Source organism: Bradyrhizobium sp. I71, from assembly GCF_022354745.1.
Classification (GTDB): domain Bacteria; phylum Pseudomonadota; class Alphaproteobacteria; order Rhizobiales; family Xanthobacteraceae; genus Bradyrhizobium; species Bradyrhizobium liaoningense.
Genome location: NZ_CP059398.1, coordinates 2,904,809 through 2,926,292, shown reverse-complemented (window position 1 = coordinate 2,926,292; position 21,484 = coordinate 2,904,809). Strand labels below are relative to the sequence as shown.

The window sequence follows — 21,484 nt, the reverse complement described above, 5'->3', positions numbered from 1 at the left end:
GCTCGCCGCGAAGCGGCGAGACGGGTGAGGGGTTCTCTCCGCGAGTCCAACTCTTATTCGAATGCGTGGAGAGACACCCCTCATCCGGCGCTTCGCGCCACCTTCTCCCACAAGGGGAGAAGGAAGAAAGCCCTCACACCTTCTTCGCTTCCACCGCCATCCGCACCGCGAGCCCGGCCAGCACCGTGCCCATCAGCCAGCGCTGCACCAGCATCCAGCTCGGCCGGTTCGCCAGGAACAGTGCGATCGATCCCGCCGCGAGCGCGATCATCGCATTCACGCTGACGCTGATCGCGATCTGGATCGCCCCCAGCGCCAGCGACTGCATCAGCACGCTGCCGGCGGCGGGATCGATGAACTGTGGCAGCAGCGCGAGATACAGCATCGCGATCTTCGGGTTGAGCAGGTTGGTGACGAAGCCCATCGCGAACAATTTGCGTGGGCTGTCGACCGCGAGCTTTTTCACCTGGAACGGCGAGCGCCCGCCCGGCTTCACCGCCTGCCAGGCGAGCCACAGCAGATATCCGGCGCCGGCAAAGCGCAGTGCGTCATAGGCGAACGGAATGGCGAGCAAGAGCGCCGTGATGCCGAACGCTGCGCACAGCATGTAGAACACGAAGCCGAGCGCCACGCCGCCGAGCGAGACGATGCCGGCGGCCGGCCCCTGCGTGATCGAGCGCGAGATCAGATAGATCATGTTCGGTCCCGGCGTGAGCACGAGGCCAAGGCTGACCAGGGCAAAGCCGAGCAGGGCGGAGATATGAGGCATGGATGAACCGGTGCGGAGGACGCAACGATTCTAATATGCGCAACGGTCCCCATGCCATCGCGCAATTGCTCGGAGGACAATTGAGTTCGGCTAGGCGAAGCGCCTCAATGCGCCTCGTCCCAATTGTTCGCCGCGCGCGCGTCCACATGCAGCGGCACCGAGAGCAGCACGGCCGGGAACGGCGCGTCCTGCATCACGTGCTGCACGACGGGAAGCGTCGCCTCGACCTCGGCGTCCGGCACCTCGAAGATCAATTCGTCATGCACCTGGAGCAGCATCTGCGCCGACAGCCTCTTTTCGGCCAGAGCATCCTCCACGCGCGTCATGGCGCGGCGGATGATGTCGGCGGCGGTGCCCTGAAGCCGCGCGTTGATCGCGGCGCGCTCGTTGAAGGCGCGCACCGAGGCGTTGGACGCCTTGATGTCGGGGTAGTGGCACTTGCGGCCGAACAGCGTGGTGACGTAGCCGTGGCTGCGGCAAAAGTCCCGCGTCTCGTCCATATAGGCGCGGATGCCGGGGAAGCGCTCGAAATACTTCTTGATGTAGGCCGAGGCCTCTTCGCGCGCGATGCCGAGCTGGTTGGCGAGGCCGAACGCCGAGATGCCGTAGATGATGCCGAAATTGATCGCCTTGGCGCGGCGGCGGATCTCGCTCGGCATGCCCTTGATCGGCACGCCGAACATTTCCGATGCCGTCATGGCGTGAATGTCGAGGCCGTCGCGGAACGCCTGCTTCAGCACGGGAATGTCGGCGATCTCGGCGAGCAGCCGCAGCTCGATCTGCGAATAGTCGGCGGAAACCAGCTTGTGTCCCGGCGCGGCGATGAAAGCACGGCGGATCTTGCGGCCATCCTCGGTGCGCACCGGAATGTTCTGCAGGTTCGGCTCGTTGGACGACAGCCGGCCCGTCGTCGTCGCGGCCAGGGCGTAGGTCGTGTGCACGCGATGGGTCTGCGGGTTGACATAGGTCGGCAGCGCGTCGGTGTAGGTCGATTTCAGCTTGGAGACCTGACGCCACTCCAAAATCTTCTTCGGGAAGTCGTGCCCCTGCTCGGCGAGCTCGTCCAGCACCTGCGCGGTGGTCGACCACGCGCCGGTTTTCGTCTTGGTGCCGCCGGGCAGTCCCATCTTGCCGAACAGGATGTCGCCGATCTGCTTGGGGCTGCCGACATTGACCGGCTCGCCCGCGATCTCCTGGATTTCAGCCTCGACGCGCGCCGCGGTCTGGGCAAAGTCTCCGGAGAGCCGTGACAGGACCTGACGGTCGATCGAGATGCCGCGCCGCTCCATGCGTGCGAGCACCGAGACCAGCGGTCGCTCCAGGGTCTCGTAGACGGCGGTCATGTGCTCGGCGACGAGGCGCGGCTTCAGCACGCGCCAGACGCGCAACGCGATGTCGGCGCCTTCGGCCGAGAGTGGCGCGGCCTTGTCGACCGGCACCTGGTCGAAGGTGATCTTGCCCTTGCCGCTGCCGAGCAGCTCGTTTTCCTTCAGCATGGCATGGCCGAACCAGCGCTCGGACAGCGATTCCAGCGCGTGCGAGCCGCGGCCGGCGTCGAGCACGTAGGAGATCAGGAGCGCATCGTCGATGTTGCGCAGGGTGATGCCGTGCTGCGCCAGCATCACGGCCGTGAACTTGACGTCGAAGCCGATCTTGAGGATGCCGGATGATTCCAGCACCGGCCGCAGCGCCTGCAGCGCGTCGTCATGCTTGACCTGGTCCGGCGCGAGGCCGGCATCGAACAGGCCGGCGCCGCCGCCGGACTGCTTGTGCGCCAGCGGCACGTAGCAGGCTTCGTTCGGCGCCAGCGCCAGCGCGATGCCGCACAGATCGGCCTGCATCGGATCGATCGAGTTCGCTCTCGTCTCGATCGCGACTTGGCCGGCATCATGGATCCGCGCGATGAAGGCGTCGAGCTCCTTAGGGGTCTTGATGGTCTGGTATTTGCTGCGATCGACCGGAAGCTTGCGCAACGCCTCTTCGCGCGCGGCGGCGAGCGAGATGGGCGCACCCTTCGGGCTCGCAGCCTTGTCCTCCTTGCCGGCCGACTTGTTGGGTTTGCCCGGCGCGGCTTGCGCCGGCGTGCCGGTTCCCGGTGCGGGCACGGCGTCCGAGGGCGGCAGCGTCGTGAACACGCTGGCGCCGCTGGCATAGCCCGGGTCGGCATCGACATTGGCGGGATCGATCTGCGCATATTCGGCGACGCGCCGCGTCAGCGTCGTGAACTCCATCGCCTTCAGGAAGGCGATCAGCTTGCGCGCGTCCGGCTCGTGGACGGCGAGGTCGTCCAGCGGCACCTCCAGGTCGACCTTGTCGTCGAGCAGCACGAGTTGCCGCGAGATGCGCGCCTTCTCGGCGTTCTCGAGCAGCGCCTCGCGGCGCTTGGGCTGCTTGATCTCGCCGGCGCGGAACAACAATTGGTCGAGATCGCCATATTCGGTGATCAGCTGCGCCGCGGTCTTGATGCCGATGCCGGGCACGCCGGGCACGTTGTCGGTGGAATCGCCGGCCAGCGCCTGCACCTCCACCACCTTGTTCGGGGGAACGCCGAACTTCTCGATCACCTCGGGGATGCCGATGCGGCGGTCCTTCATGGTGTCGTACATGGTGACGCAATCGGTCACGAGCTGCATCAGGTCCTTGTCGGAGGACACGATGGTCGCGCTGGCGCCGCGCTCGCAGGCCTGCCGCACATAGGTCGCGATTAGATCGTCGGCCTCGAAGCCGGTCTGTTCCAGGCAGGGCAGGTCGAAGGCGCGCACCGCCTCGCGGATCAACGCGAATTGAGGGATCAGATCCTCAGGGGCGGGCGGCCTATGCGCCTTGTACTCGGGATAGATCTTGTTGCGGAATGTGATCTCCGACTTGTCGAAGATGATCGCCAGATGCGTCGGCCGGTTGTCTTCGGGCATCTCGCGCAAGAGCTTCCACAGCATGTTGCAGAAGCCAAGCACGGCATTGACCTGGAGCCCGTCGGATTTGCGGTTCAGCGGCGGCAGCGCGTGATAGGCGCGGAAGATGTACGAGGAACCATCGACCAGGAACACATGATCGCCCTTGCCGGCCGCCTTCGCAGCAACCGGTTTGGCAGCAGCTGTCGCAGTGGATTTGCTCTCGGCGACCGCCTTCGGCGCGGCCTTGGTGTCAGCTTTGGCGATGGTCTTCGGGGAGGTTTTGGGCATGGCCGCAATGTATGGATTTTTGCGGCCTTTGACAGCCTCAGACAGCGAGTTTTTAAGGCGTCGGCGCAGCTATCCCCACTGTCATTCCCCACATCCCCACTGTCATTCCCCGCGAAAGCGGGGAATCCAGTACGCCGCGGCGCATCGGTCAATAATTGCTGTCTCTGGAATACCGGGTCGCCCGGTCAAGCCGGGCGACGACAGCGGGAATGCAGCTACTCCGCCGCCTGCAACACCGGCCCCGCCTTCCTCGGCGCGATCCAGAACGCATCCGGCCGCTCGAACAGGAAGCGCGCATTGAGCCGCAGTGCCACCTGCCAGATCGCCAGCGCGCCGAGCACGCCGGCGATGGTGACGATCAGCGACACCGTGCCGATGTCGGGAATGATGCCCGTGCGCAGCAGCAGCGTCCGCGTCGCCGCCATCGGCAGGAAGAAGGCGAGGTAGATCACGATCGAATGCTCGCCGCAGAAACGGAGGAAATTGAGCCACTGCGCGCGCGCAAGCAGCGTGCCCGTCGTGATGATGGCACAGGCGCCGGCAAAGCCGAGCACGAGCGAGACGATTTTCCATTCGCTGGCCCCATGCGCGACCAGGCCGGCATTGATCAATGCCCAGGCCGCGAGCGCTCCGAGCGCGAGCGCGGGATGCTTTCGCGCGTGATCCGACAGGGCGAACACGTAAGGCGCGAACAGGTAGCCCGAATAGAAATAGACGAAGCGCGAGCAGAACTCGTCGATGATGGTCCAGCCGGTCGTGATCCGTGCGGTCTCCAGCGCGGCGGCGAGAAGCCAGATCGCGAGCGGCGGGAGTTTGCGTGTCAGTTTTGTGACGACGAAGAAGATCGGCAGCAGATAGATGAACCACAGCGTGCCGAACGGCTCGATGAACGATTCGAGATACAAGAGGCCGACGTCGCGCCAGCTTGTCTCCGCCGCAAAGGCGGGCGCCTTGAAGCCGAACTGGATTGTCACCCAGACGACATAAAAATAAGCGAAATGCACCACCTTGCGGTCGAGATAGGTTCGCCAGTCCCGATCGATCACGAGAGACAGGAACAGGCCCGAAATCAGGAAGAAATCCGGCATCCGGAACGGCTTTGCGAAGGCCACGGCGACATGCATGAAACCGGTCTGCCCGGCGGCGAGTTCGACCCCCAGCACCGAATGCATCATCACGACCATGACGATGCAGATGCCCTTGGCGTAGTCGACCCAGTCGACACGCGCGGCAGAAGGGGCCTTGGAAAGGCCGGCCGCCGCGATTGTGCCTGATCGTGCCATGATGTCCCCTTTCGAGGCGTGTTCCGCCCGTCCCTGTATGGGTGCGGGGCAGTTTGGAGCCCAGTGGTTTCCGACTTCTTTACCCGTTCAAATCGCGGGCCGGTTTTTGCATCCGGACTGTTCCATGACCTCGGGAAAATGCTAAACCGCCGCGAATTGGGCTTCCGTTAACCAAGCTGGGACAGGATTTTTCATGCGCATCGCGATGATCGGCACGGGTTATGTGGGACTGGTTTCCGGAGCCTGCTTTGCGGATTTCGGCCACGACGTCACCTGCGTCGACAAGGACGAGAAGAAGATCGCGGCGCTCCATCGCGGTGAGATCCCGATCTACGAGCCCGGCCTCGACGAGCTGGTCGCGACCAACGTCAAGGCCAAGCGGCTGGACTTCACCACCGATCTCACCAAGCCGGTCGCGGATGCTGATGCCGTGTTCATCGCGGTCGGCACACCCTCGCGCCGCGGCGATGGCCACGCCGACCTGTCCTACGTCTACGCCGCCGCCCGCGAGATCGCGCAAGCGCTCACCGGCTTCACCGTCGTGGTGACGAAGTCGACCGTGCCGGTCGGCACCGGCGACGAGGTCGAGCGCATCATCCGCGAGACGAACCCCGCGGCCGACGTCGTGGTCGCCTCGAACCCCGAGTTCCTGCGCGAGGGCGCGGCGATCCGCGATTTCAAATTCCCCGACCGCATCGTGGTCGGCACCTCGGACGAGCGCGGGCGCAAGGTGATGGGCGACATCTACCGCCCGCTGTCGTTGAACCAGGCGCCGCTGATGTTCACCGAGCGCCGCACCGCCGAGATGATCAAATACGCCGCCAACGCGTTCCTGGCGACCAAGATCACCTTCATCAACGAGATCGCCGATCTCTCGGAAAAAGCTGGCGCCAATGTCCAGGAGGTCGCGCGCGGCATTGGCCTGGACAACCGCATCGGCACAAAATTCCTGCATGCAGGCCCAGGCTTCGGCGGCTCTTGCTTCCCGAAGGACACCAAGGCCTTGATCAAGATCGCGCAGGACCACGACGTATCCTTGCGCATCGTCGAATCCGTGCTGGCGGTCAACGAGAACCGCAAGCGTGCGATGGCGCGGAAAGTGAGCCAGGCGCTCGGCGGCTCGCTGCGCGGCAAGACCATCGCCGTGCTCGGCCTCACCTTCAAGCCCGACACCGACGACATGCGCGACGCGCCATCGATCCCGCTGGTGACAGGCCTGATCGACATGGGCGCGACCGTCAAGGCGTTCGATCCCGTCGGCATGGAGCAGGCAAAAAGTGAGCTGCCCAGCATCACCTACTGCGAGGACGCTTATTCCTGCGCGGAAGGCGCGGACGCGCTCGTCATCGTCACCGAATGGGTGCAGTTCCGCGCGCTCGATCTCGATCGGTTGAAGCAGACCATGGCGCAGCCTGTCGTCGTCGACTTGCGCAACATCTACCGCCCGGAGGACATGGAAGCCGCCGGCTTCACCTACGAGAGTGTCGGCCGGCCCCCTGTGCAGGGCTGATAGCTGCATTTCTCGTTGAAAGAAGCCGTCATGGCCGGGCTTGTCCCGGCCATCCACGTCTTGTTCACTCTCGCCTGAAAGAACGTGGATGCCCGGCACGAAGGCCGGGCGTGACGAGTGGATAGATCTTGCCCCGCAGCTTCGACACGCCCCTCCCGATCGATGCCGTGCTCGACGATTTGTCGCGCACGCTGGAGGCCAACAGCGCCGCCGTGCTGGTGGCGCCGCCCGGCGCCGGCAAGACCACGCGCGTGCCGCTGGCGCTGCTGGATGCGCCCTGGGCGAAGGACAAGAAGATCATCGTGCTGGAGCCGCGGCGCATCGCGGCGCGGGCCAGTGCCGATCGCATGGCCAAATCGCTCGGCGAGCGGGCCGGCGAGACCGTCGGCTATCGCGTCCGCTTCGGCTCGAAGATCTCGCGCGCGACGCGCATCGAGGTGGTGACCGAAGGCATCTTCACCCGCCAGATTCTCGACGACCCCGAACTGTCGGGCGTTGCCGCGATCCTGTTCGACGAATTTCACGAGCGCTCGCTCGACGCCGATCTCGGCCTCGCGCTTGCCCGCGATGCGCAAACCGGCCTGCGCGAGGATCTCCGCATCCTCGTGATGTCGGCCACGCTCGACGGCGCGCGCGTGGCAAAGCTGCTCGGCGATGCGCCCGTCGTCGAAAGCGAGGGCCGCGCCTTTCCGGTCGAGACGCGTTATCTCGGCCGCAAGGCCGATGCGCCGATCGAGCGGCAGATGGCTGACGCGATTGCGTCCGCGCTGCGCGCCGACAGCGGCTCGGTGCTGGCGTTCCTGCCGGGCGCCGCAGAGATCCGCCGCACCCAGACCTTTCTCGGCGAGCGCGTGCACGACGCCTCCATCGAGATCGTGCCGTTGTTCGGCGCGCTCGATGCCGCCGTGCAGGACCGCGCCATCGCGCCGACGCCCAAGGGCTCGCGCAAGGTGGTGCTGGCGACCTCGATCGCCGAGACCTCGCTCACGATCGAAGGCGTGCGCATCGTGGTCGATTCCGGTCTTGCCCGCGTGCCGCGTTACGAGCCCGACATCGGCTTGACCCGGCTCGAGACCGTGCGCGCCTCGCGCGCGGCGGTGGACCAGCGCCGCGGCCGCGCCGGCCGCACCGAGCCCGGTGTCTGCTACCGGCTCTGGGACGAGCCGCAGACGGCCGCGCTTGCGCCCTACACCCAGCCGGAAATCCTCAGCGCCGATCTGTCCTCGCTGGTGCTCGATCTCGCGCAATGGGGCGTCAGCGATCCCGCCGCACTGTCGTTCCTCGATCCGCCGCCCGGGCCGGCCTGGAAGGAAGCGAAGAGCCTGCTGACCGAGCTCAACGCGCTCGACGCCGACGGCCGCATCACCGCCGAGGGCAAGAGCCTGCGTTCGCTGGCGCTGCCGCCGCGGCTGGCGCGCATGATCGTGGATTCGCATCGCGCGGGCAGCGGCGAGGCCGCCGCCGAGATCGCCGCCATCATCACCGAGCGTGGGCTCGGCGGCGACAGTGTCGATCTCGAGCACCGGCGCGACCAGTTCCGCCGCGACCGCTCGCCGCGTGCGTCCAGCGCGCGCGACCTGGCGCGGCGCTGGGCCTCGCAGGTCGCGGCGTCGGAGAAGGCGGGGCAGCACGAGGATCTCTCGACCGGCCTGATGCTCGCCTATGCCTTTCCGGACCGTGTCGCGCGCAACCGCGGCAATGGCAGTTTCGTGCTCGCCAACGGCCGCGGCGCTTCCGTCGAGCAGACCTCCTCGCTCGCCCGCGCGCCCTACATCGCGATCGGCGAGATGACGGGGACGGCGGCGAGCGGACGCATCCTGCTCGCTGCGCAGATCACCCAGGACGAGATCGAGCAACATTTCGCCGAGCATATCGAGACCGCCGATGAGATCTCGTTCGATCGCGGCGCGATGGCGCTGCGCGCGCGGCGCAGGCGCGTGCTGCATGCCATCACGCTGTCCGAGGCGACACTTGCCGTGTCGCCCTCGGAGGACACCGCGCGCATCCTTGCCGATGGGTTGATTGCGGCCGGTCTCGACCGGCTGCCCTGGTCGAAGACCGCAAAACAATGGCGCGACCGCGTGATGTTCTTGCGCAAGGCCGAGGGTGAGGCCTGGCCCGATCTCTCCGACGACGGGCTGATCGCGCGGCGCGAGGATTGGCTGGTGCCGGCGCTCTACGACAAGATCGCCCTCAAGGACATCTCGGCGGGCGATCTCTCCGACGCGTTGATGGCCCTGCTGCCTTGGGACATGCGCGCGCGGCTGGATCGCGAGGCACCGACCCATTTCGAAGCGCCGACCGGAAGCGCGCTCGCGATTGATTACGAGGCCGAGCAGGGGCCGACCATCGCGGTGCGGCTCCAGGAACTGTTCGGTCTGAACACCCATCCCTCGATCGCCGCGGGCAAGGTGCCGCTGGTGCTGGAATTGCTGTCGCCAGCCCAGCGTCCGGTGCAGGTGACGCGCGATCTCCCCGGCTTCTGGCGCGGCAGCTACGCCGCGGTCCGCTCCGACCTGCGGGGTCGCTATCCGCGCCATCCCTGGCCGGATGATCCTGCCAATGCGCTGCCGACCCGGCGGGCGAAGCCGCGCGGGACGTGAAAGTTCGATCGCGCATTAACCGTCCGCTCATGCTTTTCGTCAAAATAGCAGCGTTCTGACCGCGGCTTCGCTCGCCGCCGGGCACGCTGCGTGATGAAATCGAGCTTTCCGGCTCGGAAGTGGTGTGATGCGTAACATTATGATCTTCGCGGCCGTGATGATCGGCCTCGGCACCTTCATGGCCCAGATGGCGGACAAGATGAGCTCAGCCTCCGCCACCTCGGTCCCCCGCACGACGGTGGCCGTTGCCTCCACCGCCCCGGCCGGCGGCGGCCGCAGCCTTAGCATCCCGCGCGACGTCCGCGGTCATTTCCAGACCGAGGGCCGGATCGATGGCCAGCGCATCGGCTTCATGGTCGACACCGGCGCCTCCGTCGTTGCGCTGAACGAGACCTCGGCCGCCCGCTTCGGCCTGCGCCCCTCGCGCGGCGAGTACACCGCCACCGTCTCCACGGCCAACGGCACAATCAAGGCCGCGCGCACCCGTATCGCCATGCTCGACGTCGGCGGCCTCATCGTGCGCGACGTCGATGCCATGGTGCTGCCGGACACGGCCTTGTCGGAGAACCTGCTCGGCCTCTCCTTCCTGTCGCGCCTGAGGCGCTTCGAATATTCCAACGGTCAGATGGTGCTGGAGCAGTAGGGCCAGCCCGCACGATCGCGCGACCGTCCATTTCGAGAAGATATCTTTGCTCTGGCCGCCCTCGCGGTAACGTCTCTTCGTTACCAATCTGCCGCAATTATCGGCCATAAGCCTTCAATCCCGCCTTCCGCTGCGGCCGGGCATTCGCTTAGGCTGCAGCAAATCCCGCCCCTTTTTCACGAGACCGTCTCAATGTTCCCGAAGCCGAAATCCGTACTGTTGCCAAACACCTACGCCTTCGAATCCGAGCCGATGGTGAAGCCGACGGGCTTTCGCGAGTACGACGCGCGCTGGTTGTTCCAGAAGGAAATCAACCTGATGGGTGTGCAGGCGCTCGGCATGGGGCTGGGCGCGCTGATCGCCGAACTCGGCGTCAGACAGGAGATCGTCACCGGTCATGATTTCCGCGGCTATTCGGCCTCGATCAAGTATGCGCTGATCTCCGGCCTGATGGCGGCGGGATGCAAGGTGCACGATATCGGCCTCGCGGTGACGCCAATGGCCTATTTCGCGCAGTTCGACCTGGATGTGCCCTGCGTCGCCATGGTCACGGCCTCGCACAACGACAATGGCTGGACCGGCGTCAAGATGGGCGCCAACCGCCCGCTGACCTTCGGCCCCGACGAGATGACGCGGCTGAAGGAGATCGTGCTCAACGCGGAGTTCAAGAACAAGGCTGGCGGCTCCTACCAGTTCCACGAGAATTATCCGGCGCGCTACATCGCCGATCTCACCAATCGTCCGAAGCTCAAGCGCAAGCTCAAGGTCGTCGCGGCCTGCGGCAACGGCACCGCCGGCGCGTTTGCGCCGCAGGTGCTGGAGGCGATCGGCTGCGAGGTGATCCCGCTCGATACCGAACTCGACCATACCTTCCCGAAATACAATCCGAATCCGGAAGACATGGAGATGCTGCACGCGATCCGCGACGCGGTGCTGCATCACAAGGCCGATGTCGGCCTCGGCTTCGACGGCGACGGCGACCGCTGTGGCGTCGTGGACGATACCGGCGAGGAGATCTTCGCCGACAAGGTCGGCGTGATGCTGGCGCGCGACATGTCGGCGATCCACAAGGACGCACAGTTCATCGTCGACGTGAAATCGACCGGCCTCTTCGTCACCGATCCCGTGCTGCAGAAGCAGGGCGCGAAGACCGCCTATTGGAAGACCGGCCATTCCTACATGAAGCGCCGCACCAACGAGACGGGCGCGCTCGCGGGGTTCGAGAAGTCCGGCCATTTCTTCTTCAACAAGCCGTATGGACGCGGCTATGACGACGGCCTGGTCTCGGCGATCGCGATCTGCGACATGCTCGACCGCGCGCCCGGCAAGTCGATGGCCGACCTGAAGAACGCGCTGCCGAAGACCTGGTCGTCGCCGACCATGTCGCCGCATTGCGCCGACGAGGTCAAATACGGCGTCATCGACAAGGTCGTGAAGCACTTCGAGGGCTTGCAGGCGAAGGGCGCCAAGATCGGCGGGCAGGCGATCCGCGATCTCGTCACCGTCAACGGTGTCCGCGTCACGGTCGAGGACGGCAGCTGGGGCCTGGTGCGCGCCTCCTCCAACAAGCCGGAACTCGTCGTCGTGGTCGAGAGCCCGGTCTCCGAGCAGCGCATGCACGACATGTTCGAGATGGTGAACAGCGTGCTGCGCACGCATCCCGAGGTCGGCGAGTACAACCAGAAGATCTGAGCGCTAACGCGCTCAGCCTCCGGGCGGGCCGAACAGGGTGCGGAGCTTCGCGCCCGCACCCCGTGCCTTCCAGGCGTCGCCCAGCATCGCGATCCATTCGCCGAGCGCAATCCGGATCGGGTTGAAGGATTGCACGCCGCCGACGAGGCCGAACCGGAGCGGCTGGTCGGAGGGCCGCTCGGCAAAGGTCCCGAACAGGCGGTCGAACACGATCAGGATGCCGCCGTAGTTCTTGTCGAGGCACGGCTCATTGCAGGCATGGTGCACGCGATGGTGGCTCGGCGTGTTGAGGACCCATTCCAGGACGCCGAGCTTCGGCCCGAACTGGCTGTGGATGAAGAACTGATAGAGCAGGTTGATGCCGAGCATTGCCACGATCGCGAACGGATGAAATCCGATCAGCGCCAGTGGCAGGAAGAACAGGAAGTTGCCCGAGACGTTTCCGGTCCAGCCGAGCCGGATCGCCGCAGTCAAATTCAGTCGCGTCGTCGAGTGATGCACTGCATGCGTCGCCCACATCCAGCGAATGCGATGCGAGGCGCGATGCTGCCAATAATACAGGAACTCGCTGCCCAGGAATAATCCTGCGAGCGCGATCGGACCGGTCTGCGCGAAGTCGAACAGGCGGTGCTCGTACAGGAACGCGAACGGCATCGCGAGCAGGCCTGCCTCGACCGCGCGCAGCAGGTTCTGTCCGAGGGCCACGCCGAAAGAGGCAGCGCTCTCGCGCCAGTCGTGGGTGTCGCGATGGGCAAGCCGGCCGATGCCGTATTCGAGCAGCATCAGGCCGATCGCCGTCGCCAGGACCATGTACCGGAGCGTTGGGTCGAGCAGGAGAGAAGCATAAGCCACGGTGTCCTCCTATTTCGGGGCGACGCCGGTGGCGACGGCGCTGTCCCTCAGCGCCTGCGCACGGGGCAGGGCTCGTGCGCAGGCCGAGGTGAGCTGGCCGGCGTGAGATTGCAGGCAGGCGAGGATGCGTCCACCACCCGGCGCGACGTCGCTGCAAAGGCGGTCATGGTCGGCGCGGCAGGCCTGCATGACGGTTTGCGCTTCGCTGCGCATCTGCGGCGTGATCTGCGTTTGCAGCTGGCTCTGGGCGAATGCGGACGTCGAAACGCCGAGCGCGACGATGGCCGCAGTTCGCGGCAGGACACGGAAAATCGATGACACGATGCCGTCCTTTCTGGTCTGAAGTGATGGACCGTCGCCGCCCGGGGCTGGGTGCGGCGACGGTCCGGCCCGCTCAGCGCGAGATCGTGCCGGAGCGGGTGTAGGTGTTGCCAGCCGGGCCGGTGCGGGTGACGTTGCGCGTGCAGCTTCCGTTGGCGCAGCCGCCGGTCGCGGTGACGCTGGAGGTGCCGCGCGGCCCGCTCGCCGTTGCCGACCGCGTCCAGGCGTTGGCGTCGGCCGCCGCGGCGACCGACAGGGTGCCGATGACGAGGGAGGTAAGGAAAAGCTTGGTCATGGTCGTCGTCTCCTTCTGGGGGCTGCCGTGAGCGGGAGCCATGAGGAGGAGACTGGTCGTGCCGCGTCTGCGGCGCATTGCCGGAACGAAACGATTGTTATGGCTTTGTCCGACCCGTGTAACACTATGTAACAACGGCGCCCGCGCCCTTGCTTGACGCGAGCCGTTGCCCACAATGCAGTCATGAACGCGCAAGCAGCCACGATTCTCATGGTGGAGGACGATCCCGAGATCAGCCGCCTCGTTGCCGACTTCATGCGGCGCGAGGGGTTCGAGGTCGCTTGCGTCGCCGACGGCAAGGCCATGGATTCGATGCTCCAGCGCCTGCGGCCCGACCTCGTCATCCTCGATTTGATGCTGCCGGGCGAGGACGGGCTTTCGATCTGCCGCCGCTTGCGCGCCGACGATGCCATACCGATCCTGATGCTGACCGCCAAGAGCGACGAGATCGATCGCGTGGTCGGCCTCGAGATGGGCGCAGACGATTACCTGACGAAGCCGTTCGGTCCGCGCGAGCTGCTGGCGCGGGTTCGCGCCATTCTGCGCCGTGCCAACGGGACTCCGGCAAAGCCGCTGGTCCGGCGTTTTGCCTTCGACCGCTTCGTGATCGATCTCGATGCGCGCAGTGTCGAGACGACCGGGGGCGAGGCGCCGGAGCTGCAATTGACCAGCGCCGAGTTCGACCTGCTCGGTTGCTTCGTGCAGCGGCCGCGAAGGGTGCTCACGCGCGACCAGATCCTCGACTGGACCCGCGGACGTTCGGCCGAGCCGTTCGACCGCACCGTCGACATGCTGATCTCGCGGCTGCGCCGCAAGCTCGACGGTGCAAGTCCCGGCTCCAACCTGATCACGACGGTGCGCAACGGCGGCTATCTGTTCACCGCGACCGTCAAGCAGGTGTCGTGATGCTGCGCGTGACGCTCGCCGCGCGGCTCGCCCTGATCGGACTGGTGGGGATTACCCTGGTGACCATCGTGGTCGTCGCGATCTTCTACCGGACGACCCTCCGCGAAAACGAGCTGACACGGCCTTCGCCCGCGCGTCTCGATGCGCTGGCCACGCTCCTGGAGCGAACGGCCGCCGGTTCACGGCAGGCCGTGCTCGATGCGGTGTCTTCGCCGCAGTTCACCGTGCGTATCGTGCCGTCGGGCGCGCCGGTCGGCGGCGAGACGCCGCCGGAGCAGCAGGAACTGCGCGAGACCTATGCGGCCGGCCTTGCGGGCCGCCCCGTTGAGATCGTGCCGCCGTCCGATCATCGGGGCAGCCGGGCGTTTCCCCGCCTCGCGCGGCTGATGGCCAATGCGATCGAATTCCGCATTGGCCTGCGCAGCGGCGAGTTGCTGGTCATCGATGCCTATACCCGCCTGCCGGTGACCCCGTTCGGCCTGCCCGTCGGCTTCGGCGCGGGCCTGTTCGGCTCGATCGTGGCGCTGCTGGCGCTGCTGGTCATGCAGCGCGAGACGCGGCCGCTGGCGCGGCTCGCCGCCGCCGTCGATCGTGTCGACCTGTCGGCCGATCCGCCGCCGCTGCCGGATGCGCGACGCAGCGCGCCGGAGATCCGCGCCGTCATCGCCGCGTTCAACCGCTTGCAGGGGCGGCTTGCCGAGATGCTGCGTGCGCGCATGACGCTGGTTGGCGGCATCGCCCACGACGTCAGGACTTTTGCAACGCGGTTGCGGCTGCGCGTCGAGCACATTCCCGATGATGCCGAGCGGCAGCGGGCGGTCGCCGATATCGACGACATGATCCGCCTGCTCGATGACGCGCTGCTGTCGACGCGGGCGGGTGCCGGCGGACTGTCACAGGAGATGGTCGAGCTCGCCGCGCTGGTGGCCGTCGAGGTGAACGACCGGCATGCTCAGGGCGCGGCGGTCGATCTGGTCACGGACGAGCGTGCGCGCGACGTCGTCGTCCTCGGCGACCGGCTCGCCCTGCGGCGTGTCTTCGCCAACATCATCGACAACGCGCTCGCCTATGGCCATGCCGCGCATGTGCGCACGGCCCTGAAGGACGGTGCCGTCGTCGTGTCGATCGGCGACGAGGGTCCCGGGATTCCCGCCGATCAGCGTCAGACCGTGCTCGAGCCGTTCCACCGGCTGGAGAAGTCGCGCAATCGCGCAACCGGCGGCGCCGGTCTTGGTCTCGCCGTTGTCCGCAGCCTGGTCGAGGCCCATGGCGGGACGATCGCGATCGGCGCGCCCCCGGACGGAGGCACGCGCGTCAGCGTCACCCTTCCGGTGTTTCAGCCGGTCTAAAGCATGATCCGGAAAAGTGTGAAGCGGTTTTCCGAGAAGATCATGCCCAAACAACAACCTAAAGCGCGATGATGAGGCCATCCCGATCTCATCGCGGTTTAGAGCGTTTTCGAGCGAAGTGGATACCGGTTCGCGTGAAGAACACGCGTCAAAGCAATATTCTGGAGCTCCGGTTCTGACGAGATCAGAACCGGAGGTCCAGGCGTCAGGCCGTCACCACCGCGGGAATCGGCAACGCGGTAACGGACTTGATCTTCTCCATCGCGAAGCGCGAGGTCACGTTCTTCAGCGGCACCGCGCTGATCAGCTTCTTGTAGAACACGTCATAGGCCTGCATGTCCGCGACCACGACGCGCAGCATGTAGTCGACGTCGCCGGCCATGCGATAGAACTCCATCACCTCCGGCATGGCGCTGACGGCTTCGGCGAACCGCTTGAGCCAGGCGTCCGAGTGATCGGCGCTCTCGACCGACACGAACACGGAAATGCCGAGTCCGATCTTGTTCTGGTCGACCAGCGCCACGCGCTTGATGATCACGCCGTCGGCCTCCAGGCGCTGGATGCGCTTCCAGCAGGGGGTCGAAGACAGGCCGACGCGGTCGCCGATCTCGGCCACCGAGAGGGAGGCATCCTCCTGAAGGACCATCAGGATCTTGCGGTCGATGGCATCGAGGCGGCGGCTGGTCTCGGGAACCTGAACGGCAACATCAGTCATTTGAAGAACTTTGTTTCATTTATGGGGCTGATTTCCCTGATATAGAGAAAATCTTTCCACGGCAAGCCTATAATCTTCGCGGAGCAGTGGAATTGCTCTAGGGTCGGTCCCGTAAAAAGTCTTCAACTTCAATGCGTTGCGGAGCAGCAAGGCCGGCGCCATGGCGGGTGCATTTCAGCGCTGCGGCGGCCGCAGCGAATCGCAACGGCTCGCGCGCGCCCTCGCGCTTGGCAAGCCGGAGCGTAGAGGCGCCATGGAAGAGAATGCGCGGCGCGATGCCGGCCATCGATGGTCCCGACTCAAGTGCTGCTCTTGTCGTGCACCCAGCGGCCGAGCAGATGATGAGCGATCGCGAAGGGATGCGGGCCGGCGAGCCCGTCGGGATGCGTCCGCGTCAACATCAGGGCCGCCTCCTCGCGCGTGAACCAACGCGCGTCTTCCAGCTCCATGCGATCGACGACGATGTCCTCGTTCAGCGCCCGTGCGCTGCAGCCGATCATCAGCGATGACGGATAGGGCCAAGGCTGGGTCATGTAATATTGCACGTCGGTGCAGCGAATGCCGGACTCTTCCAGGATTTCGCGGCGCACCGCGTCCTCGATGGTCTCGGCCGCCTCGACGAAGCCTGCGAGGCAGGAATACATGCCGGGCGGAAACTGCTTCTGGCGGCCGAGCAGGCACTTGTCGCCGGAGGCGACCAGCATGATCACGACTGGGTCGGTGCGCGGAAAGTGCTCGGCCTTGCAGGCCGGGCAGTCGCGCTTCCAGCCGCCTTCCTTCATCGCGGTACGCGTGCCGCAATTGGCGCAATAGCCGTGGCGCTGATGCCAGCTCACCATCGACTTCGCCATCGCGATCGCCGACAGCTCCTGCGGCGGAAGCGCCCCCTGCATCGCCATGCCGCGCAGCTCGGTTATGGTGTAGTCCTCCCGGCCGACCAGCTTCTCGGCGGCGGCCTGCGAGAGTCCCATCCCGAACACGGCCGCGCCATCGCGCAGCCCCAAGAAGATCGTGCCGGGATTGGCGCCGCACTTCAGCGCCTCGTCGATCGAGAGCAGCGCGCGCACCGTCTCGCCCTCGCGCTTCACCAGCAGCGAGTCGCGATAGATCACATAGGCGCGCGATGACGGCTTCTGCTCCAGCGCGAACAGCTTCTCGTCGTTGCGGCGCAGATGCGCGGCGCGGTCGAGGATGTTGGTGACGAAGGCCGGCTGCCCCAGCGGAAACGCGTCGAATGCTGACATTTCTCGTTCTTTCAACCCAACCAGATCTTGCGGCGGAGCGCGCTGATGAAATTCTGCACCTCGGTGGCGTCATGGGCCAAAGGCTGCATCACGCCCCACACGGGCCGTGGCCAGGCCGCGTCACTGGTCCGGCGTGCGATGATGTGGACGTGAAGCTGCGGCACGAGGTTGCCGAGCGCGGCGATGTTGAGCTTGTCGCATTTGGTGATCTCTTTCAGCGCGCGCGAGACACGGGAGATCTCGGTCATCAGCTGCGCCTGCTGCACCTCGTCGAGATCGATGATCTCGACCGCGTCGGGCCGTCGCGGCACCAGCAGCAGCCAGGGATAATGCGCGTCTTTGATGACCAGCACCTTCGACAGCGGCAGATCGCCGATGTCGATGGTGTCCTCTTTCAGGCGGGAGTGCAGCGACCAGGCGGGTTCGGGCATATGCGTTTCCGGATGGCCCGATGGGAGCGGGCTTGTTGGTCGCGAGCATACGATAGGGAGTCCAATAGGGGAAGGATGGGGCTCCGCAGGGGCCTCATGCTCTGCTGTCGTCCCGGCGAACGCCGGGACCCATAGCCACAGGAAGAAGTTTGGCGAAAGCTCGTCGTGACGGGTCTTTCTGCGGTACGGCCATCTGCGCCTATCGAGAGATCACGCGGTATGAGTCCCGGCGTTCGCCGGGACGACACCAGATCTGTGGCACCCTTCTCACGCCTCCGCCAGCACCTTTGCATTGGCGCGGATCGAGGCCTCGCTGACGCGGATGCCGAGGCCCGGGCCGTCGGGTACCACGACGTGGCCGGCTCGGTTCGCAACGCGCTCTTCCAGCACGTCCTCGGTCAGCACGTGATGTGGCATGTAGAATTCGCAGCCAAGCGAGATGCCGGGTGTGGCCGCGATCAGCTGCGTGCCGGCGGCAAGCCCGATGCCGCCCTCCCACAGCGTGCCGCCATAGCCGGGCAGGCCGGCGATGTCGGCGATCGCCATGATCGCCTGCGCCTCGAACAGGCCGCCAGCCTTCATCAGCTTGATCGAGACCGCGTCCGCCGCCTCGCGCCGTACCACCTCCATCATGTCGCGGCGGTCGAAGCAGCTTTCGTCGGCGAGCACGGGCGTTTCCAGCGCCGCGGTGAGCTGCGCCATCACGTCCAGATATTTGCGCGGCACCGGCTGCTCGATGAAGGTCGGCGCAAATTCCTCGACATCGCGCAGGATCTTGATGGCGCCGAACGGCGCCAGCGCCTGGTTGTAGTCGACCCGCAGGTCGACCTTGTCGCCGAACTCCTTGCGGATCGCATCGAGATGATCGAGGTCTTCACGATGCGGCTTCACGCCGGTCTTGACCTTGTAGATGACATTGCCGTCCGGAACCATTTTCCGCATGCGCTCGAGATCGGCGGCGAAATTCGGATCGGCAATCGAGAAGGAGAGCGGGATCGTGTCGCGCACCCGGCCGCCGAGCAGGTCGGCAACCGAAAGTCCCGACGACTTGCCGACGATGTCGAGCAACGCCATCTCGATTCCGACCTTGGCCTCGGCATGTCCGACCAGTGCGCGATCGAGCTCGGCCATCAGCGCGCGGATGCGGCGGACCGGCTTGCCGAGCAGCGTTGGCCGCAGATAGATGTCGAGCGCAGAGAACGCCGCCTCCGGTGTTCCCGTGAAGACCTCCCACGGCGCCGCTTCGCCCCAGCCGATCACGCCTTCGTTCGACGTCAGCTCGATCAGCACGCGCTTGACCGTGCCCTTGACGTTGCCGACGCCCTGCAGGCGCGTCATCTTGATTGGACTTTCGATCAGGAACAGCCTGAGGCGTTCGACGGTCGCTTCGGTCATGTCAGGCCTCCATTGACGTGCCAGATCTGGCCGGTGACATAGGATGCTTTGGGGGATGCGAGGAACGCGATGATTTCGGCGACTTCCTCCGGACGGCCGCGGCGGCGCATCGGAATCAACGCCTCGGTGGCAGCGATCTGCTCGGGCGAGAGCCTGCTCTCGCTGGGCTTGTCCTTGACGATCAGGCCCGGCGCGACCGCGTTGACGGTGATGCCGTCTTTCGCAAGCTCGATCGCGGTGAGGCGCACCAGCGCTTCCAGCGCGGCTCGGCTCGCGGCGGTCGCGGCGAACGGCGCGAATTCGGGGCGGATCGCATGTGCCACGAAGGAGGAGACTGCAACGATCCGCGCATCACGTCCCGCGCGCAGCAGCTGAAGCGCGGCCTCGACCATCCGCGTGAACGCCAGCGCCGATTCATCCATTGCTTGGCGAAACTGGTCCGCCGGCGTGCCGATCGCGCTGCCGCGGCGGGCATGGCCACCGACGAGGACCAATCCGTCGAGGCGGCCGAAGGCTGTTTGCGCGGCGGCGATGGCGTCGGTGACGGCCGCTTCCTCGGCGAGATCGCCGAGACATTTGGCGACCACAGCGCCGTTCGCTCCGGCTTCCGCCGCGGTGGCGTCCAGGCCTTCTGCGTTGGAGCGCGTGTGCAGCACAAGCCCGGTGCCGGGCGCTGCGAGCAGTCTTGCCGTGGCGCGGCCGATGCCACTGGCGGCACCGGTGACGAGATAGACGCGGTTGATATCAGGCATCACGATGTCGCGTTGGCCGGCGGCAGCGCGCCGGTGCGGTGGAAATGGCTGAGGAAAGCGCGCGTGGCGGCTTCCCTGGGATTGTCGATCACCTGCCGCGCCGGGCCCTCTTCGACCACGACGCCGTCGCGCATGAAGATCAGGCGGTCGGCGACCTCGCGTGCAAAGGCGATCTCGTGGGTCACGATCACCATGGTCATGCCTTCGGACGCCAGTTGCTGGATCACGTTGAGCACCTCGCCGACCAATTCAGGGTCGAGCGCCGAGGTCGCCTCGTCGAACAGCATGACATCAGGCTCCATGGCGAGCGCCCGCGCGATGGCGACGCGCTGCTTCTGGCCGCCGGACAGCGTCGCCGGATATTGATCTGCCTTTTCGGCAAGGCCGACCTTGGCCAGTTGCGCCCGCGCGAGCTTCTCGGCGTCGGCCTTGGCCATGCGCCGCACCGTGACCGGTCCCTCCATGACGTTCTGCAGCGTCGTCATGTGCGGGAACAGGTTGAAATGCTGGAACACCATTCCGGTGGTGGCGCGAAATTTTGCCAGCGTCTTCACGTCGGGCAGTTTCGAACCGTCACCGAACGCGAAGCGGGTGTCGCCGACGCGGACGCTGCCGCCGTCCGGCACGACCAGGAGATTGATGCAGCGGAGCAGCGTCGACTTGCCCGAGCCGGACGGCCCGATCAGCGCGACTACGCCACCCTTGGCGACGTCGAGATTGATGTTCTTCAAGACCTCGTTGCTGCCAAAGCGCTTGCGCAAGGCCCGGATCTCGATTTTCGACGTGCCGCTCATTCGCTCACCGCCAGTCGCTTTTCGCCGCGGCGGACGATGATGGTGAGCGGAATCAGGATCGCGGCATAGGCGACCGCGACCGCGGTGTAGGTCTCCAGCGGCCGATAGCTGTCATGCGCCGCGACCTGGCTCTGGTAGACGAGGTCGGGCACCGCCAGCACCGAGACCAGCGAGGTGTTCTTGAACTGGATGATGGACTGGTTCATCAGCGCCGGGATCATGCGCTTGATCGCCTGCGGCAGCACGATGCGCCGCATGGTCTGGACCGGCGTCATGCCGAGCGCGGCGCCGGCCTCCGACTGGCCCTTGTCGATCGAGATGATGCCGCCGCGGATGATCTCCGAATAGAACGAGCCGCCATAGAGCGAGAGCGCCAGCGCCGAAGCCGTGATCGGCGTCATCTCGACGCCGGCGAGGATCGGCAGCGCGTAATAGAACCAGATCAGCTGCACCAGGATCGGCGTGCAGCGGAACGCCTCGATGAAGGTGAGGGCGAGAAGACGCAACGCCTTGAAGCGCGACAGGCTGCCGAACGCTCCCAACAGGCCGAACAGCAATCCGCATACGACGATGACGATGGTGAAGCCGACGGTGACGCCGAGCCCGTTGAGAAAGAGCCAGCGATAGCTCCAGAGGATGCCGAAGTCCCACTGATACATGCGTGTGTCTTACTCGTCGTGGGTGCCGTTGGCACCGTCATTCCGGGGCGCCCGAAGGGCGAACCCGGAAGCTCGAGATTCCGGGTTCT

The 21,484-nt window shown here is 65.8% G+C and carries 19 protein-coding genes and 1 pseudogene; 6 read left to right on the top strand and 14 right to left on the bottom strand.

Annotated features, from left to right (window positions below; genetic code table 11):
- Positions 1-133: 133 nt before the first annotated feature.
- The 3 genes from FJV43_RS14355 to FJV43_RS14345 form a co-directional block, all read right to left on the bottom strand.
- Entirely contained in the window at positions 134-769 is a 636-nt protein-coding gene (locus tag FJV43_RS14355; RefSeq protein WP_239627878.1) for a LysE family translocator, read from the bottom strand.
- Between the two features lie 104 nt (positions 770-873).
- Positions 874-3,951 carry a DNA polymerase I gene (gene polA, locus FJV43_RS14350; protein WP_239627876.1) on the bottom strand — a complete coding sequence of 1,026 codons (3,078 nt, stop codon included), beginning with the start codon at positions 3,949-3,951 and terminating at the stop codon, positions 874-876.
- Positions 3,952-4,166: 215 nt separating this feature from the next.
- Positions 4,167-5,234 (bottom strand): acyltransferase family protein, encoded by a 1,068-nt coding sequence (locus tag FJV43_RS14345; RefSeq protein ID WP_239627874.1) that lies wholly within the window; start codon positions 5,232-5,234, stop codon positions 4,167-4,169.
- A gap of 193 nt (positions 5,235-5,427) precedes the next feature.
- Here FJV43_RS14345 and FJV43_RS14340 point away from each other — a divergent pair, with 193 nt between their 5' ends.
- From FJV43_RS14340 to FJV43_RS14325, 4 genes are all read left to right on the top strand, one after another.
- Entirely contained in the window at positions 5,428-6,744 is a 1,317-nt protein-coding gene (locus FJV43_RS14340) for a UDP-glucose/GDP-mannose dehydrogenase family protein (protein ID WP_239627872.1), read from the top strand.
- A 128-nt stretch (positions 6,745-6,872) separates the two neighbouring features.
- Positions 6,873-9,347: an ATP-dependent helicase HrpB gene (gene hrpB, locus FJV43_RS14335; protein ID WP_239627871.1), complete on the top strand. Its 2,475-nt coding sequence runs from the start codon at positions 6,873-6,875 to the stop codon at positions 9,345-9,347.
- Positions 9,348-9,474: 127 nt separating this feature from the next.
- Positions 9,475-9,990: a TIGR02281 family clan AA aspartic protease gene (locus tag FJV43_RS14330; protein WP_239627869.1), complete on the top strand. Its 516-nt coding sequence runs from the start codon at positions 9,475-9,477 to the stop codon at positions 9,988-9,990.
- Between the two features lie 192 nt (positions 9,991-10,182).
- Complete coding sequence (locus tag FJV43_RS14325; protein ID WP_061879611.1) at positions 10,183-11,682, top strand: phosphomannomutase/phosphoglucomutase; 1,500 nt, start codon at positions 10,183-10,185, stop codon at positions 11,680-11,682.
- Positions 11,683-11,694: 12 nt separating this feature from the next.
- Here the strand turns inward: FJV43_RS14325 and FJV43_RS14320 are convergent, their stop codons facing one another.
- The 3 genes from FJV43_RS14320 to FJV43_RS14310 form a co-directional block, all read right to left on the bottom strand.
- Positions 11,695-12,534 (bottom strand): sterol desaturase family protein, encoded by an 840-nt coding sequence (locus FJV43_RS14320; protein WP_239627867.1) that lies wholly within the window; start codon positions 12,532-12,534, stop codon positions 11,695-11,697.
- A 9-nt stretch (positions 12,535-12,543) separates the two neighbouring features.
- Positions 12,544-12,855 carry a cysteine rich repeat-containing protein gene (locus FJV43_RS14315; protein ID WP_239627865.1) on the bottom strand — a complete coding sequence of 104 codons (312 nt, stop codon included), beginning with the start codon at positions 12,853-12,855 and terminating at the stop codon, positions 12,544-12,546.
- A 73-nt stretch (positions 12,856-12,928) separates the two neighbouring features.
- Entirely contained in the window at positions 12,929-13,150 is a 222-nt protein-coding gene (locus tag FJV43_RS14310) for a hypothetical protein (protein WP_131871821.1), read from the bottom strand.
- Between the two features lie 183 nt (positions 13,151-13,333).
- Here FJV43_RS14310 and FJV43_RS14305 point away from each other — a divergent pair, with 183 nt between their 5' ends.
- Positions 13,334-14,056, top strand: a complete 723-nt coding sequence (locus FJV43_RS14305; protein WP_239627864.1) for a response regulator transcription factor — start codon at positions 13,334-13,336, stop codon at positions 14,054-14,056.
- A complete protein-coding gene (locus FJV43_RS14300; protein WP_239627862.1) occupies positions 14,056-15,405 on the top strand; it encodes a HAMP domain-containing sensor histidine kinase in 1,350 nt (449 codons plus the stop codon). Before FJV43_RS14305 ends, FJV43_RS14300 begins: the two co-directional genes overlap by 1 nt.
- Positions 15,406-15,610: 205 nt before the next feature.
- Here the strand turns inward: FJV43_RS14300 and FJV43_RS14295 are convergent, their stop codons facing one another.
- The 8 genes and pseudogenes from FJV43_RS14295 to FJV43_RS14260 all read right to left on the bottom strand — a co-directional run bounded on the left by FJV43_RS14295 (position 15,611) and on the right by FJV43_RS14260 (position 21,395).
- Positions 15,611-16,120 (bottom strand): Lrp/AsnC family transcriptional regulator, encoded by a 510-nt coding sequence (locus FJV43_RS14295; protein WP_197966480.1) that lies wholly within the window; start codon positions 16,118-16,120, stop codon positions 15,611-15,613.
- A 97-nt stretch (positions 16,121-16,217) separates the two neighbouring features.
- Positions 16,218-16,379 (bottom strand): annotated as a pseudogene (locus tag FJV43_RS14290) (sugar kinase); the annotation flags it as partial.
- 40 nt (positions 16,380-16,419) lie between these two features.
- Complete coding sequence (gene nudC, locus FJV43_RS14285) at positions 16,420-17,364, bottom strand: NAD(+) diphosphatase (protein WP_239627860.1); 945 nt, start codon at positions 17,362-17,364, stop codon at positions 16,420-16,422.
- An 11-nt stretch (positions 17,365-17,375) separates the two neighbouring features.
- On the bottom strand, positions 17,376-17,795 hold the full coding sequence (locus tag FJV43_RS14280) for an HIT family protein (RefSeq protein WP_239627857.1): 420 nt from the start codon (positions 17,793-17,795) through the stop codon (positions 17,376-17,378).
- 267 nt (positions 17,796-18,062) lie between these two features.
- Positions 18,063-19,190: a muconate cycloisomerase family protein gene (locus FJV43_RS14275; protein WP_239627855.1), complete on the bottom strand. Its 1,128-nt coding sequence runs from the start codon at positions 19,188-19,190 to the stop codon at positions 18,063-18,065.
- On the bottom strand, positions 19,187-19,942 hold the full coding sequence (locus tag FJV43_RS14270; protein WP_239627854.1) for an SDR family oxidoreductase: 756 nt from the start codon (positions 19,940-19,942) through the stop codon (positions 19,187-19,189). The genes FJV43_RS14275 and FJV43_RS14270 overlap by 4 nt, the downstream gene beginning before the upstream one ends.
- Positions 19,942-20,736, bottom strand: coding sequence for an amino acid ABC transporter ATP-binding protein (locus FJV43_RS14265; protein ID WP_239627852.1), 795 nt, complete (start codon positions 20,734-20,736; stop codon positions 19,942-19,944). The genes FJV43_RS14270 and FJV43_RS14265 overlap by 1 nt, the downstream gene beginning before the upstream one ends.
- Positions 20,733-21,395 (bottom strand): amino acid ABC transporter permease, encoded by a 663-nt coding sequence (locus FJV43_RS14260; protein WP_239627850.1) that lies wholly within the window; start codon positions 21,393-21,395, stop codon positions 20,733-20,735. The genes FJV43_RS14265 and FJV43_RS14260 overlap by 4 nt, the downstream gene beginning before the upstream one ends.
- Positions 21,396-21,484 lie beyond the last annotated feature (89 nt).